Genomic DNA, 15,303 nt, shown 5'->3' with positions numbered 1-15,303 from the left:
ATTTATGCAATATTTGCAGCGAAATATTTGAAAATAATTTTAAAAAGATATCTATGAGCTTGATAATCATAGGGACTGTGGCATTTGATGCTATTGAAACTCCCTTCGGAAAAACGGATAAGATAGTCGGAGGAGCCGCTACTTATGCAAGTTTAGCTGCATCCTACTTTTATAATAAAGTAAAAATCGTTGCTGTTGTTGGTGATGATTTTCATAAAGCAGACATTGACACATTCAATGAACATGGAATTGATACCGAAGGATTACAGATAAAAGAAGGAGAGAAATCGTTCTTTTGGTCTGGAAAGTACCACAATGACATGAACAGCAGGGATACTTTGGTAACTGAATTAAATGTTTTAGCTGATTTCGATCCCATCATCCCGGAAAATTATCAGGATTGTGAGTACCTGATGTTAGGAAACCTTACTCCTATCGTACAGCGTACCGTAATTGAGCGTTTAAAAAACAGACCAAAGCTGATTGTTTTAGATACCATGAATTTCTGGATGGACATCATGATGGATGACCTTTTGGAAACCCTTAAACTGGTAGACGTACTGACCATCAATGATGAAGAAGCCCGCCAGCTTTCAGGAGAATATTCTTTGGTTAAAGCCGCTAAGAAGATCCTGACTATGGGACCTAAATACCTGATTATTAAAAAAGGAGAACATGGTGCTTTGTTATTCCATGAAGACAAAATATTCTCTGCACCAGCTTTACCATTGGCAGAAGTGTTTGATCCAACAGGAGCAGGTGATACCTTTGCAGGAGGCTTTATTGGTTATCTTGCGAAAGTAGGAACAGTCAATTTCAACAATATGAAGAATGCCATCATTTATGGCTCAGCCCTTGCTTCTTTCTGCGTAGAGAAGTTTGGAACAGAAAAAATTCTTAACCTAACGGATGCAGAAGTAGCGGAACGCATTCAGGAATTCGTAAAACTAAGTGCTTTTACTATCGAAGCATAAATTATAAATTGGACAGGGACTGCTTGCAAAAGCAATCCTTGTCTAACTAAATAGCTTTCCTATCGCTATAAACTTCTCAAAAACATTTTCCGTATGCGGTGCGTCAGGCAGCTCCTCAGTAAGGTCTTGTCCTGCCCAGTGTTCATAATGTTTACCATTCCGCCATAGGCGACTTTCTGTAACGTCATAAATTATCCCACGATAGGCAACCCAGATCTGCGGCTTATCCTGCCCATTCCGAAGCGCCAGCTGTTGTTTGGTATAAATCGGCAGATCCATTATGCTCTAGCCTTGCTTTTAAATAGCTCGAATAAGTAAACACTCATCAAAAGCATTCCCATAAAGTAAAAATGGCTTTCAAAAGGAATGGCACCGAGTTTTAAATTCATCACCTCTGTATAAGAAATCACAGGCAACGTCGAAATAACGCCATAAGCAATATAAAAAAGGACCAACACTGCTAGAAATCCCCGGTAAAACTTATAGGTGAAGCGCAGTTTATTGAGGTATTCAATGTAAAAAATCAGGACAAACAGTACTCCAAATGAAATTGCACTGTACCATTTGGTATAAGTAAAGATCAGCATGGCAACACAAATCCCCATCAGCAGATTGCTAAAAGAAAGGCTAAACTTATCTAAAGCATTGCTGGGGAAGAACGCATTTAAGGTAACATAGATGCCAATTCCTGCCAGAGAAATGACCATAGAAAACAAAAATTCTTCTACAGGAATTTTCCATAATGATACACCAGTCAGGTAAGCAGGTTGAAAACTCCAGGCACCCACCATCACCAGTACTGTTGCAAATATCGAAAAGGCAATTCCGGTAATCAGCACCGCTGGAATGGCAAACTTTATGCTTTGGTTAAAACTTGTTTTTTTAACAGATAGCAGAACCATCGGGATAACCAGGATGCCAAGTGCCAGCAACAGATAAGTAAAATTCATTTATTTAATTAGTTAAGCCCAAAAATATGATTTTGACGGCGTTTACCAATGAATTTTTTATGCCATAAAAAAAGCGCTTTAACATCCAGGTTAAAGCGCTTTTAAATACCATGGGGAGGACTAAACAACCTCTGCACCCAAAATTTCTTTAGAATAGGTTTTCAGATATTTTTTAAGAATCTGGCGGGCAACGTGGATTCTCGTCTTTACCGTACCTATTGGAATTTCTAACATTTCAGCAATCTCATGATATTTATATCCTTCAAAATATTTGATGAAAGGAATATAATATTCCGGCTGAAGCGTGGCAAGCGCTTTATTGATATCGCCTATAATAAACTTACTGTCGCTCGTGTTTTTTGCAGCACTATAGTGCAGATTGGCAGAAGAAATATCGTCTGATTTGGTAATTAATGCATTGGTTTTCACCAAACGTCTGTAGTTGTTAATGAAGGTGTTTTTCATGATGGTAAATAACCATCCTTTAAGGTTTGTACCTTCTTTAAACTTACTGTAGTAAGTTACCGCTTTTAACATGGTATCCTGAACTAAGTCGTTTGCATCCTCAATGTCTTTCGTAAAATTTAAAGCGAATGACTGCAAAGAAACCGAATGGTCATTTAACTGGAGGTTGAATTCATTTTTTGTCATAATGTTTTAAGTTTTAAGGTTAAAAAAGCAAACAACGTTTTTAGGAGTGGCGCTCAACGTTTGTTTAATCTTACACACCAAATGCTATACAACATATGTACCAAAAAATCAATCCCAATGTTAACAAATTGTTTTTTAGGGTTGACAATGACCATAAGGGCTATGTCACAGAATATTTACTTCTCTTTCCAGTCGAACACCAAATCTGGCCGCTACCGTATCTATTATATTTTCTGAAAAACTATACACTTCCTGTCCGCTTGCCTGTCCATGGTTGACAAGCACCAGGGCCTGATTTTTCCAGGTTCCTGTTTGTCCAACCACCTTACCTTTAAACCCGCATTGTTCTATTAACCAGCCAGCTGCGAGTTTAACTTTACCATTCCCAGCTGGATAATGTACCAGTTCAGGAAATTTTTCAAAGACCTTTTGGAAGGCTTCCTGCTCAATTACAGGGTTCTTAAAAAAGCTTCCGGCATTGCCGATTGTAGAAGGATCAGGGAGCTTGCTTACCCGGATATGGGAGACCACAGCAGAAACATCAGCAATTGTTGGATGGGTAATTCCCCTCTTAACCAATTCTTCCTGAATGGCGCCATATTGCGTATTGATATTAGCTACCCGGCTTAACCTGAAACTCACCTCTGTGATGATATACTGGCCTTTCAGCTCATTTTTAAAAATGCTATCGCGATAATCAAACCGACAATCCTCATGATTAAAGGTCCTGCGTTTTCCCGTCGCAATTTCATAAGCCGAACAGGATTCAAAAACATCTTTAAGCTCCACGCCATATGCACCGATATTCTGGATCGGGGAAGCTCCTACCGTCCCGGGGATCAGGCTCAGGTTCTCTACTCCGGCAAAACCCTTTTGTACACAATAGTTTACAAAGTCATTCCAGACCACCCCTGCTCCGGCAGTAACGATGACCTCATCCCCATGAATCTCCTCAGAAATCCCTGGGATACTCATTTTTATCACCAAACCATCAAAGTCTTTCGTAAATAAAAGATTACTTCCGCCTCCCAAAATCAACAGCGGCTGCTCCTTAATCAATGCAGACTTCAACAGTTCTTCTAATCCAGATGGACTAGATACTTCTGCAAAATAATGGCTGCTAACAGGTATGCTAAAGGTGTTATAAGGTTTTAATGAGATATTTTCCTGGAAGATGGTCATAGATAAAATGAACTGATTTGCTATAGGGTACAAATGTAATTGTTAAGGAGTGTAATAAACATGTTTAAATAAATATTTAAAAAATTTGTCTATTTTTCGTCTCAATTGCTCAAATCATAAGCAACAAGGTGCTATAGAAAGGAGGAATACTAGAATTTGTATGGAAAATCAGGATAAAAAGAGAATTTTAATTATTGAGGCTGCTTTAAAGCGTTTTGCCCATTATGGTCTATCAAAAACGACCATGACAGAAATCGCAAAGGATATCTCCTTTTCAAAAGCATTACTTTATTATTATTTCCCTGACAAACTGAGCCTGTACGTAAGTGCCATTGAACACCTCATGCAAATCATCAGCAGAGACCTCGTTAAATCCGTTGACAAAACAAAAACAGCAACCGAAGGTGTACTTAAACTGCTACAAAAAAGACAGGCTTTTATACAGAAGTATTACAACATACTGGAGTCCAGTCAGATTATTGGCAATGAACTTCCAGATAATCTCGCAGAGAAGTTCCATAAAGCAAGGACTTTTGAGTTCATCATTATCGGCTCCCTGTTTAGCCGGGGTGTAACCAATAAAGAATTCGCGATCTCAGATACCAAATTAGCGACAGAAATATTCATCGATGCCTTATCTGGCATTCATTTCAACATCCTGTCTAAGGATAAAAGCATGTTCCCCGGAAAAGAACAGTTCAAACAGATTTTTCTAAAAGAAAAGATGTTTGCTGACATCTTCTTAAACGGATTGAAAATAAAACAATAAAATTTCGTCATTTTTATGTAACTTTTATATGATTTTCATATTAAAGTTTCTGTTGCTGGAATATGGCAGTATTTTTGACCGTTCAAAGAAAAAAGTCAGAAAGTAGAAAAGTAGAATGGTAGAGACAGATAAAAAAAGAGAACTGATTATTGAGGGTGCGATAAAGCGCTTCATTCATTATGGAATTAATAAAACCACAATGAACGAGATTGCGGACGATTTATCAGTATCCAAACCTTCCTTATATTATTATTTCCCCGATAAAAGCAGCCTGGTACTGGGAGTAATTGATAAGATTTTCTCCGATTACTTCGAGATTTTAGAAAGAGATCAATTTGCAAAAGACACACTTGAAGAGCGTTTCGCAGCATTTGTTGAAGTTAAACACCGCTTTTTTCAGAAATATTATATGCTTCACCTCTCGGGTGGTAGTCCGGATGCCTCTCTCAGCTCCGATGAGCTTAGGGAATCCTTCATGAAAATGAAAGCAAAAAATGAAAATCTTCATGCCGAAATCCTGCAAAGGGCAGTTGACAATAAAGAGATCGCACCTTGTGAAGTAAACAAAATGGCCGAGCTCTATCTGGACAGCCTGTCAGGAATCACTTCACTATGCCTGCTCCATGGAAACAAAGAACTCTTCCCAAGCAAGAAAGACATGAAAGCCATATTAGAGAAACAGCTCAGCTTATCGAAAATATTTATCAAAGGATTAAAATAAAACAGACCCCAAATTATCATAAACATGAATACAATAATTAAACAGGTAAGATTAATTCCACTACTGCTGCTGGGGTTATTATTATCGAATGCAGCAACCGCTCAGCAGACACTGAGCCTTAAAGATGCATTAAATTACGCCGTTCAGAACGCTGTATCCGTACGAAAAGCTAATCTTGACGTAGAAGGAGGCAAGTTTAAAACCCAGGAGATCAGAGCGCAGGCTTTACCACAACTTACCGGAAGTGCAAGTCTGACCGACAATGTTATCGTTCAAAGTATTGTACTGCCAGGAGAATTCCTGAACAGACCGGGCGAAGTGATCGTGGCTAAAGCAGGTACAAAATATAATGCAGGAGCAGGTCTTCAGTTTAATCAGCAACTGTTTAATCAAACTGTTTTCACCGGATTAAAAGCGGCAAAAACCAGCGAGAGTTATTATAAGCTAAATGCACAGCTCTCTGAAGAACAAATCATAGAGCAGGTGGCCAACAATTACTATTCAGTATTGGTGAACAGACAACAACTAAATGTAATCGACACCAATATTAAAAATGTGAAGGTAGTGGAAAGAATCCTTGCCGATCAATATAAAAACGGCTTGGCGAAAAAGATCGATGTAGACCGGATCAAAGTAAACCTGACCAACCTGCAAACTCAAAGGGCCCAGCTGATCAATGGCATCACTCAATTGGAAAACATGTTGAAATATTCTATGGGCATGCCGATAGAAACGGTTATCGTTTTACCACAGACAGAACTGGCAGAGATCAAGACCCTTCCAGAAATTGCGGAATCTATTGACATGAGTAACCGGACTGAGCTAAAAATTGCCAATGTTCAAAAAGAGCTATATACACTGGATAGAAAAGCGAAAGTCTCAGAATACTATCCCACCCTTGCATTGAACAGCAACTACAACTATAACGGCGTTAGCAATAAGTTTGATTTATTTAAAGGTAAAGGGACTGCGAACTGGTATGATATGGCTGCGATAGGGATCACCCTGAGGGTTCCTATATTTGATGGCTTCGCCACCCGTTCAAGAGTACGTCAGGCTGATGTAAACCTTAAAAAAGCGGATGAAGACATCAGACAGATGAAAAACGCTTTAAATGTAGAGTATGAAAATGCAAAAATCAAATTAAAAGACAACATAAGCACCATCACTGCTCAACGTCAAAACGTAATTCTTGCTCAGGAAATTTACCAAAGTACTCAAAACAACTACAATAACGGACTGGCGGCATTAACTGACCTTTTGGATACAGAAAATGCACTTACACAAGCTCAGAACAGTTACAACCAGGCATTATTAAACTATAAAATTGCCGAAATTCAATTAATCAAATCAAACGGAAATATAAAATCACTACTACAATGAAAAGAGGAATTATTACAGCCTTAGTAATCATACTTGCCATCGCAGGCATCGTCCTGGTATTAACCAATAACAAAAAGAAAAATGCGGCAAAAACGGCAATTGTAGCTCAAGGTAGCGGTGCAATCAGTGTCCGTACAGCAGTGATACAGAAACAAGCCATTAATCTTGATTTTAGTGCAAACGGGACCTTTGCACCTAATCAGGAACTGAACTTCCTTTCTGAAAATGCAGGACGTGTAACCAAAATCTATGTAGAGGAAGGCGATAGAGTAACTAAAGGTCAGTCTTTAGCCCGTGTTGATGCTGAGATTTTAAATACAGATAAAGAAACAGCAGAAGCAAATCTGCAAAATGCCATCAGAGATGAAGCCAGATATAGCAGCTCTTTCAAAACAGGCGGTGTAACACAACAGCAACTGGATCAGGCTAGACTTCTGGTTCAAAATGCGAAACTAAGGTTACAAAGTACGCAGAGAAGAGTAAGTGATGCCAACATCAAATCTCCGATCAATGGTATTGTTAACAAGAAATATATCGAAGTAGGTGCTTTCGTAAATGCTCAGGGTACACAAATGTTTGAATTGGTAGACGTTTCTAAATTGAAGCTGAAAGTAAGTGTAAACGAATCGCAGGTAGCGAATCTTAAAGTTGGCGATCAGGTACAAATCAAATCAAACGTATTCCCTACAGATGATTATGTAGGTAAAATCACTTTCATTGCCGCTAAAGCGGATGCTTCCCTGAACTTCCCTATTGAGATCATGGTAGAGAACAACAAGAAAAATACCATTAAAGCAGGAATGTACGGTACTGCAATCTTCAAGTTCCCAGGTCAGGCACCTTCCTTAACGATCCCGCGCGGTTCATTCGTAGGTAGCGTAAGCAGCAACCAGATCTTTGTTTTAGGAGAAGGAAATAAAGCCGTATTGCGTAAAGTAGTTGCCGGAAGAATCCTCGGAGAAAACGTAGAAATCCTTGACGGTCTTAAAGAAGGCGAAACAGTGATCATCAGCGGCCAGATCAACCTGATTGACGGTACTCCGGTTGCTCCTGTGAAATAGAATAGGCCCTTACAATGAAAAATATAAATACATTCTGATGAAAATAACAGAAATTTCTATAAAGCGCCCAACACTCGTTATTGTGGTTTTTACCGTATTAACGCTGATGGGGCTATTGAGTTACTTCAGCTTGAGCTATGAGTTGTTGCCGAAGTTCTCGAACAACGTAGTATCCATCTCCACGATATATCCGGGAGCTTCACCAAATGAGGTGGAAAATACCGTCACCAAGAAAATTGAGGATGCAGTCTCCTCCATGGAAAACATTAAGAAACTGAATGCAGTATCTTATGAGAGTTTATCCGTAGTGACCATCACCTTAAATGATAAAGCCAATGTGGATTTATCATTGAATGAAGCCCAGCGTAAAGTAAATGCGATCCTTGCCGATTTACCGACAGACGTAAAACCACCATCCCTGAATAAATTCTCACTGGATGATTTACCGGTAATTACCATGTCGGCATCCGCGAAAATGGATGACGCAGCCTTTTACGACTTAATTGACAAACGTATTGCTCCGATCCTTTCCAGGGTTACAGGGGTAGCTCAGGTTAACCTTGTAGGTGGACAGGAACGGGAGATTGTGGTCGGACTGGATGCAGATAGAATACAAGGTTACGGACTTTCTGTACCGCAAATTCAGCAAGCGATCTTAACCTCCAACCTGGATTTCCCTACCGGAAGTGTGAAGACTGAAAATCAGGACGTACTGATCCGTTTATCTGGTAAATACAAATCCATAGACGAGTTGAGAAATCTGGTCGTATCAACAAGCAAAGCCGGCGCACAAATCAGGCTAAGCGATGTTGCCGATGTTCAGGATGCACAGAAAGAAGTAGAAAAAATTGCACGTATCGACAGAAAAGGTGCGATTGCGATTCAGATCATTAAACAATCTGATGCGAATGCGGTAGAAGTAAGTAAGGGAATGCATAAAATTGTGGAAACCCTTCAACAAGATTACAAAGCCAATAATCTGAAAATGCTGATCGTAAACGACAGTTCCATCTTTACATTGGAATCTGCCGATGCGGTAATCCACGATTTAATCCTCGCGATTGTCCTGGTAGCCTTTGTGATGTTGTTCTTCCTGCATAGCATACGTAATGCGGCTATCGTAATGGTTTCCATTCCAGCCTCCCTGATTGCTACATTTATCGGGATTGGATTATTTGGTTACACCCTGAATCTAATGTCGTTACTGGGACTTTCCCTTGTAGTAGGTATCCTCGTCGATGATGCGATTGTGGTATTGGAGAATATATACAGGCACATGGAGATGGGTAAAAACAAAGTTCGTGCAGCTTATGATGCCACTGCCGAAATCGGATTTACTGTAGTTTCCATTACGCTGGTAATTGTAGTGGTGTTCTTCCCGATCGCGGTGAGCTCCGGACTGGTATCCAACATCTTACGCCAGTTCTGTGTGGTGGTAATTATCGCTACCCTCCTATCCTTAGTCACCTCATTTACCATTGTGCCTTTATTGTCGTCCCGTTTCGGCAAACTGGAAAAAATAGAAGGTAAAAATGCATTCGGACGTTTCATCTTATGGTTCGAAAAACAACTGCATCAGTTTACCGTTTGGGTAACCGGCATTTTAGAATGGACTTTACGTCATAAAGCCATCACTTTAATCGGCGTATTCCTCCTGTTACTCAGCTCATGTGGCTTAACCATTGGTGGTTTCATCGGAACAGAGTTCTTCCCTAAAAGTGATAAAGGGGAGTTCCTCGTACAGATAGAGCTTCCTAAAGATGCTTCTATCGAGAAAACAAACCAGGTTACACAACAGGCAGAAGCCTTCTTACAAACGAAAAAAGAAATCACACAATTGATTACTACTGTAGGACAATCCAGTGGTGACTTTGGAGGTACTCAGGCTACCGCTTATAAATCGGAGATCAATGTAAAATTGGTGGAACGTAAAGATCGCGAGGATGAATCCAGTATCTATGCGACTAAAGTAAGTCGTGAGCTGGCTAAATTCCTTGTTGGAGCGAAAGTAAAAACAGTGCCGATCAGTATTTTAGGTATTGCCGAAAACGCGCCTATTGACATGGTAGTTATGGGTTCAGACCTGGACAGTGCCATGAAATATGCAGAAGGAGCAATGAAAGTATTGAGTAAGATCCAGGGCTCTGCCGAGATCAAGCTTTCCGTAGAGAAAGGTAGTCCGGAGATTAATGTTCAGGTAGACCGTGATAAGATGGCCGCCCTGGGCTTAACACTGCAAACTGTAGGTACAACCATGCAAACCGCATTTAGTGGAAATACAGATGGTAAATACCGTAAAGGAGAGTATGAATACGACATTAACATCCGTTACCAGACTTTCAACCGTAAAGACATTGATGATGTAAGAAATCTGATCTTCATTAATGCCAACGGAGAACAGGTAAAACTATCTCAATTCGCAGATATTAAAGAAGGTGCCGGACCAAGTCAGCTGGAACGTAGGGATAAGAGTACCTCCGTTTCTGTAAAAGCACAGTCTATCGGTAGGCCAACAGGTACGATCGTAGCAGAGCTGCAGACAAGACTGGAAGAAATGGAGAAAAACGGCCAGTTGAAAAAGCCTGTAGGTGTAAGTTATGTATGGGCCGGTGACCAGGAGAACCAAAGCGAAGGTTTTGGTACCTTAGGGATCGCCTTAATGGCTTCTATCATCCTGGTATACCTGATCATGGTAGCCCTTTACGACAGCTTTGTTTATCCGTTCGTGGTGATGTTCTCGATTCCTTTATCGGTAATCGGAGCCTTACTTGCACTGGCATTAACCAACAACTCTCTGGGTATCTTTACCATTTTAGGTTTGATCATGCTGATTGGTTTGGTAGCGAAAAATGCGATCATCCTGGTCGATTTCACCAACCAGATGAAAGCAGAAGGAAAATCAACGCATGAAGCCCTTGTTTTGGCAAATCATGCCCGTTTACGTCCAATCCTGATGACAACGATTGCCATGGTAATCGGTATGCTTCCAATTGCCCTGGCAAGTGGTGCAGGTGCAGAATGGAAAAACGGTCTGGCATGGGTAATCGTAGGTGGACTAACCAGTTCATTATTCCTGACCCTGATCGTGGTTCCGGTAATGTACCAGGTATTTGACGGCATCTTAGACCGCTTTGGCTTCAATAAAAAAGGCAAAAGTATGGAAGATCTGATCGCCGAGCCTTACGACCATAAAGATGTAAAAGAATATGATCTGGAAGGCGGACATTAACCAACCTTCCTAATCCTATCAAAGAGGAACCCCGATAAAGGGTTCCTCTTTTTTGTTTAGCATAAATTAATGGTCAGAGTTTTGCTATACACCTGCCATGATGAAATACGCCTTATTACTCGCACTTGCCTGTGGCTGGCTGAATTCAAACGCCCAGCACCCTCCTGTATTTGAAGGAATGACCATGGACTCTACCATTCTTGAATTAAACGACCTGCCTCTTGAACTGGTAAAATATAAATATGGCGCACAGAAGATCAGCTTCCTGGCCATTCACGATGACGAAGACACCGGCGTCAAAGCAGCATTTGAATATATCCGTTTAAATGGAGGAAATATCATTGATTGTCAATACGGCGGACAAAGAAATTATGCTTTCAGCTATAACGGGCAGGACTACCAGACAGATCCAAACAGCATCTATTCCAGACCAGGCATTATCCTTGGCCTGGAGAAATATGGGAAAACGGATGAGGTAGTCACCGATCAGCTGGAACAGATTGCCAAAGAAATTCTAAACTTCTACCAACCTGCAAAGCAGGGTTATATTTTCACGCTTCATAACAACGCAGATGAAGGTTTCGGCATTTCCTCCTATCTGCCCGGCGCAGAATTGGAAAACATAGCAGACTCCGTTCATGTCAATCCGCTGATGGATCCGGATGATATGATCCTCGTAACCGAAAAAGTACTGTTCAATCAGTTGAAAAAAGAAAATGTAAATGTAGTCCTGCAGCATCAGGAAGCAGAGGATGATGGTTCCCTTTCGATTTACGCGATGAAGAACAACATCCCTTACCTGAACGTGGAAGTTCAGCACGGGCACCTGGAAGAAAATTTAATGCTGATAGAAGCTGGAGTCAGGGCATTGAGAGAAAGTTATCCTGAGCGCATAAAAAAGGCCGCAGATTAACCTGCAGCCTTTTCTTTGATCAATCACAAATGATTACATGTGTATTGCTCTATTTTCAGTCGCCGCCATTGCCGCTTCTTTAAGTGCTTCTGTATAGGTTGGGTGTGCATGGCAAATCCTTGCGATATCCTCTGCCGAAGCACGGAATTCCATCGCAACAACCGCTTCAGCAATCATATCTGCTGCACGCGGACCAATCATGTGAACACCTAAAATTTCATCAGTTTTAGCATCAGCCAATACTTTTACAAAACCATCGGTATCCATACTTGCCTTCGCGCGTCCGCTTGCTTTGAAAGGAAATGACCCTGCTTTATAAGCTGTACCTTTTTCTTTCAGTTGTTCTTCTGTATAACCTACAGAGGCCACCTCAGGCCAGGTATATACTACACCAGGAATCAGGTTATAATTGATGTGTGGTTTTTGACCTGCAATAGTTTCTGCCACATAAACACCTTCATCTTCCGCTTTATGCGCAAGCATGGCTCCTTTAATGACATCACCAATTGCATATACACCCGGAACAGCAGTTTCTAAATGCTCATTTACCGGAATCTTGTTACCACGTTCTTCCGTTGTAATCCCAATGTTTTCTAAACCTAAACCAGCAGTATAAGCCGTACGACCCACTGCTACAATGCAATAATCTGCTTCCAGTTTTACCTGCTCACCTTTTGCATTGTCTGCGGTTACCGTTACTCTTTTACCTTTAGCAGTAGCACCGGTCACTTTATGTCCCATGTAAAACTCCATGCCTAAAGATTTTTTCAACACCCGTTGAAGTTCTTTTCCTAAGCCCGCATCCATGGTTCCAATGATAGATGGCATAAATTCAACCACCGATACTTTAGTGCCCAGACGTGCGTAAACTGATCCCAATTCCAGGCCAATTACACCACCGCCAATTACGACCATTTCTTTAGGAACCTCTTTAATATTTAAAGCTTCTGTAGAGGTAATGATTCTCTTTTTATCGATCGGTAAAAATGGTAAAGCAGTCGGTTTAGAACCCGAAGCAATGATCACATTTTTTGCAGTGATCGTTTCCGTAGTTCCATCTTCTTTGGTGATTTTGATCGTATTCTTGTCTACGAAAGATCCGACTCCCTGGAAAGAATCAATTTTATTCTTTTTGAAAAGATATTGGATTCCAACCGTATTCTGTGTCACCACATCATCCTTACGTGCAATCATCTGTGGCATATCCACTTTCAGATCTTTAAGGTTGATCCCATGAGTCTGGAAAGTATGTGCCGCATTGTGAAAATGCTCTGAAGAGTCTAACAATGCTTTTGAAGGGATACAACCTACATTTAAGCAGGTTCCACCAAAAGTTTTATATTTTTCTATCACTGCCGTTTTTAAGCCAAGTTGGGCACATCTGATTGCTCCAACATAACCGCCCGGGCCCGAGCCAATAACAACTACATCGTATTGCATATAAAGGATTTTTTTTGTTGCACAAAGTTAATAAACCTAACACTAATAATCGCCCATATTCCAATTCTTTCCTCATCTTTAATGTTACAATCGCTAAAATGAGCAGACGTTTTCTGTATATTTAAGCTTCAATAAAAATCAATACCCAACATGACCCGCTTTAAATTTTCCTGGTTAATGATGATCCTGTTTTTTGCAGGTACATCCAGCTTTGCCCAGCAGTCAGATTCTGCGTATGTACGCGAGAATTACACAAAAATCGAACGCAGCATTCCTATGCGCGATGGTATTAAATTGTTTACCGCAATCTATGTCCCCAAGAATAAAGGAAAGAAATATCCTTTTATGATCAACAGGACGCCATATACCGTCTCCCCTTATGGAGAAGACAAGTACAAAACAACCTTAGGTCCCTCTCCTTTATTCCTTAGAGAAGGATTTATTTTTGTGTATCAGGACGTACGCGGAAAATGGATGAGTGAAGGCGAATTTGTCGATGTAAGACCCCATATCGATCAAAAGAAAGGAAAAAAAGATATTGATGAAAGCTCAGACACCTATGATACCATAGACTGGCTTATCAAAAACATTCCCGACAACAATGGTAAAGCAGGGATTTATGGGATTTCTTACCCGGGATTTTATTCTACCGCTGCGCTGCCTGGCGCTCATGAAGGGTTAAAAGCTGTGTCACCTCAGGCACCCGTTACCGATTGGTTTATGGGAGATGATTTTCACCATAACGGCGCCTTTATGTTAGCAGATGCCTTTAGCTTCTATTCTTCATTTGGCGTGCCGAGACCAAAACCGATTACCCCGGACAAAGGACCTAAACCCTTCAAATATCCCATCACAGACAACTATCGTTTTTACCTGAGTGTAGGTGCATTAAAAAATGTAAAACAAAAATACTTTGGCGACAGCATTAAGTTCTGGGACGACCTGATGACACATGGCACCTACGATGCCTTCTGGAAAGGGATGAACATCAGGCCACATTTAACAGGCATAAAACCTGCGGTACTGGTGGTAGGTGGATTCTTTGATGCAGAAGATGCTTATGGCGCTTTACATACTTATCAGGCTATAGAAAAACAAAACCCGACGACTAAAAACAACCTCGTAATGGGTCCATGGTTTCATGGAGGATGGTCAAGAGGAACCGGAGAAAGCTTTGGAGACATCAGCTTCGGACAGCCAACAAGTACCTGGTACCAGAAGAACCTGGAATTCCCTTTCTTCATGCAATACCTGAAAGATGCGACCGATGCTAAAATCGCAGAAGCGAATATCTTTATTACGGGAAGCAATGAATGGAAAGGCTTTGCCACCTGGCCGCCACAGAATACAGAAAAGAAAACTCTTTATTTTCAGCCAGAAGGTAAACTCAGCTTCAAAAAACCTACTGTTTCCAATAGCTATAACCAATACGAAACCGACCCGGCCAATCCGGTTCCTTATCAGGATGGTGTACAAGCCAGAAGAACAAGGGAATACATGATCGATGATCAGCGCTTTGCAGCACGCAGACCTGATGTACAGGTTTTCCAAACGGAAGTTTTGGAAGAGGATTTCACGTTAACAGGGCCAATCGATGCGAATCTTGTAATTTCTACCTCCGGAACAGATGCAGACTATGTGGTAAAACTGATTGATGTTTATCCGGAAGATGCGCTTCCAATGGAGCCTAATCCAAAAAACATCATTATGGGCGGATATCAGATGTTGGTGCGGGGAGAAGTGATGCGCGGAAAGTTTAGAAACAGTTTTGAGAAACCAGAACCCTTTATTCCAGGAAAAGTAACAAAGGTTAACTACAGCATTCCTGATGTGGCACATACGTTCAAAAAAGGACATAGAATTATGATCCAGGTACAAAACTCCTGGTTCCCGTTGGTAGACCGTAATCCTCAGAAATTCACCGACATTTATCATGCATCTGACAGCGATTTCCAAAAAGCAGTTCAGCGCATTTACCATGATGAGCAGAATGCGTCATCTGTATCTGTAACGGTATTAAAGCCCTAATC

Annotated in this window: 13 protein-coding genes; 8 read left to right on the top strand and 5 right to left on the bottom strand. The window is 40.8% G+C overall.

All coding sequences use genetic code 11. The features are described 5' to 3' along the window. The first annotated feature begins 53 nt into the window (after nt 1-53). Nucleotides 54-974 carry a PfkB family carbohydrate kinase gene (locus AAFF35_RS01005; protein ID WP_342330475.1) on the top strand — a complete coding sequence of 307 codons (921 nt, stop codon included), beginning with the start codon at nt 54-56 and terminating at the stop codon, nt 972-974. A gap of 42 nt (nt 975-1,016) precedes the next feature. Here AAFF35_RS01005 and AAFF35_RS01000 read toward each other — a convergent pair whose 3' ends face one another. From AAFF35_RS01000 to murB, 4 genes are all read right to left on the bottom strand, one after another. After that, nucleotides 1,017-1,253 carry a cytochrome b5 domain-containing protein gene (locus AAFF35_RS01000; RefSeq protein WP_124585221.1) on the bottom strand — a complete coding sequence of 79 codons (237 nt, stop codon included), beginning with the start codon at nt 1,251-1,253 and terminating at the stop codon, nt 1,017-1,019. Further along, entirely contained in the window at nt 1,253-1,924 is a 672-nt protein-coding gene (locus AAFF35_RS00995; RefSeq protein ID WP_342330474.1) for a lycopene cyclase domain-containing protein, read from the bottom strand. Before AAFF35_RS00995 ends, AAFF35_RS01000 begins: the two co-directional genes overlap by 1 nt. A 120-nt stretch (nt 1,925-2,044) precedes the next feature. Next, nucleotides 2,045-2,575 carry a sigma-70 family RNA polymerase sigma factor gene (locus AAFF35_RS00990; protein ID WP_342330473.1) on the bottom strand — a complete coding sequence of 177 codons (531 nt, stop codon included), beginning with the start codon at nt 2,573-2,575 and terminating at the stop codon, nt 2,045-2,047. Nucleotides 2,576-2,740: 165 nt separating this feature from the next. Further along, on the bottom strand, nt 2,741-3,757 hold the full coding sequence (gene murB / locus AAFF35_RS00985) for a UDP-N-acetylmuramate dehydrogenase (RefSeq protein ID WP_342330472.1): 1,017 nt from the start codon (nt 3,755-3,757) through the stop codon (nt 2,741-2,743). Between the two features lie 160 nt (nt 3,758-3,917). Between murB and AAFF35_RS00980 the strand changes: the two genes are divergently transcribed. From AAFF35_RS00980 to AAFF35_RS00955, 6 genes are all read left to right on the top strand, one after another. Further along, the gene (locus AAFF35_RS00980) at nt 3,918-4,526 is read left to right on the top strand and encodes a TetR/AcrR family transcriptional regulator (RefSeq protein WP_074608654.1); all 609 of its coding nucleotides are present in this window, start codon (nt 3,918-3,920) and stop codon (nt 4,524-4,526) included. A 115-nt stretch (nt 4,527-4,641) separates the two neighbouring features. Continuing rightward, nucleotides 4,642-5,247: a TetR/AcrR family transcriptional regulator gene (locus AAFF35_RS00975; RefSeq protein WP_074608652.1), complete on the top strand. Its 606-nt coding sequence runs from the start codon at nt 4,642-4,644 to the stop codon at nt 5,245-5,247. Between the two features lie 24 nt (nt 5,248-5,271). After that, the gene (locus AAFF35_RS00970; protein ID WP_342330471.1) at nt 5,272-6,630 is read left to right on the top strand and encodes a TolC family protein; all 1,359 of its coding nucleotides are present in this window, start codon (nt 5,272-5,274) and stop codon (nt 6,628-6,630) included. Next, complete coding sequence (locus AAFF35_RS00965; protein ID WP_342330470.1) at nt 6,627-7,691, top strand: efflux RND transporter periplasmic adaptor subunit; 1,065 nt, start codon at nt 6,627-6,629, stop codon at nt 7,689-7,691. Before AAFF35_RS00970 ends, AAFF35_RS00965 begins: the two co-directional genes overlap by 4 nt. Nucleotides 7,692-7,728: 37 nt before the next feature. Beyond that, the gene (locus AAFF35_RS00960; protein WP_342330469.1) at nt 7,729-10,920 is read left to right on the top strand and encodes an efflux RND transporter permease subunit; all 3,192 of its coding nucleotides are present in this window, start codon (nt 7,729-7,731) and stop codon (nt 10,918-10,920) included. Between the two features lie 97 nt (nt 10,921-11,017). Continuing rightward, a complete protein-coding gene (locus AAFF35_RS00955) occupies nt 11,018-11,833 on the top strand; it encodes a hypothetical protein (RefSeq protein WP_342330468.1) in 816 nt (271 codons plus the stop codon). Between the two features lie 33 nt (nt 11,834-11,866). On the opposite strand, the gene lpdA is transcribed toward AAFF35_RS00955, so the two are convergent. Further along, nucleotides 11,867-13,273 carry a dihydrolipoyl dehydrogenase gene (gene lpdA, locus AAFF35_RS00950; protein ID WP_342330467.1) on the bottom strand — a complete coding sequence of 469 codons (1,407 nt, stop codon included), beginning with the start codon at nt 13,271-13,273 and terminating at the stop codon, nt 11,867-11,869. Nucleotides 13,274-13,423: 150 nt separating this feature from the next. On the opposite strand from lpdA, the gene AAFF35_RS00945 reads away from it, so the two are divergent. Beyond that, the gene (locus tag AAFF35_RS00945; RefSeq protein WP_342330466.1) at nt 13,424-15,301 is read left to right on the top strand and encodes a CocE/NonD family hydrolase; all 1,878 of its coding nucleotides are present in this window, start codon (nt 13,424-13,426) and stop codon (nt 15,299-15,301) included. The last annotated feature ends 2 nt before the right edge of the window (nt 15,302-15,303 follow it).

The sequence above is a fragment of the Pedobacter sp. FW305-3-2-15-E-R2A2 genome (assembly GCF_038446955.1).
In the GTDB taxonomy this organism is placed as follows: domain Bacteria; phylum Bacteroidota; class Bacteroidia; order Sphingobacteriales; family Sphingobacteriaceae; genus Pedobacter.
Note: the sequence above shows the minus strand (reverse complement) of the source record. Positions and strands in the feature narration are given on the sequence as shown.

Bases quoted from the DNA above. Each gene is read 5' to 3' on its own strand.
- AAFF35_RS00995 (WP_342330474.1), bottom strand. From the start codon at position 1,924: ATGAATTTTACTTATCTGTTGCTGGCACTTGGCATCCTGGTTATCCCG.
- AAFF35_RS00975 (WP_074608652.1), top strand. From the start codon at position 4,642: ATGGTAGAGACAGATAAAAAAAGAGAACTGATTATTGAGGGTGCGATA.
- AAFF35_RS00980 (WP_074608654.1), top strand. From the start codon at position 3,918: ATGGAAAATCAGGATAAAAAGAGAATTTTAATTATTGAGGCTGCTTTA.
- AAFF35_RS00955 (WP_342330468.1), top strand. From the start codon at position 11,018: ATGATGAAATACGCCTTATTACTCGCACTTGCCTGTGGCTGGCTGAAT.
- murB (WP_342330472.1), bottom strand. From the start codon at position 3,757: ATGACCATCTTCCAGGAAAATATCTCATTAAAACCTTATAACACCTTT.
- AAFF35_RS01000 (WP_124585221.1), bottom strand. From the start codon at position 1,253: ATGGATCTGCCGATTTATACCAAACAACAGCTGGCGCTTCGGAATGGG.
- AAFF35_RS00990 (WP_342330473.1), bottom strand. From the start codon at position 2,575: ATGACAAAAAATGAATTCAACCTCCAGTTAAATGACCATTCGGTTTCT.
- AAFF35_RS00945 (WP_342330466.1), top strand. From the start codon at position 13,424: ATGACCCGCTTTAAATTTTCCTGGTTAATGATGATCCTGTTTTTTGCA.
- AAFF35_RS00965 (WP_342330470.1), top strand. From the start codon at position 6,627: ATGAAAAGAGGAATTATTACAGCCTTAGTAATCATACTTGCCATCGCA.
- AAFF35_RS01005 (WP_342330475.1), top strand. From the start codon at position 54: ATGAGCTTGATAATCATAGGGACTGTGGCATTTGATGCTATTGAAACT.
- lpdA (WP_342330467.1), bottom strand. From the start codon at position 13,273: ATGCAATACGATGTAGTTGTTATTGGCTCGGGCCCGGGCGGTTATGTT.
- AAFF35_RS00970 (WP_342330471.1), top strand. From the start codon at position 5,272: ATGAATACAATAATTAAACAGGTAAGATTAATTCCACTACTGCTGCTG.
- AAFF35_RS00960 (WP_342330469.1), top strand. From the start codon at position 7,729: ATGAAAATAACAGAAATTTCTATAAAGCGCCCAACACTCGTTATTGTG.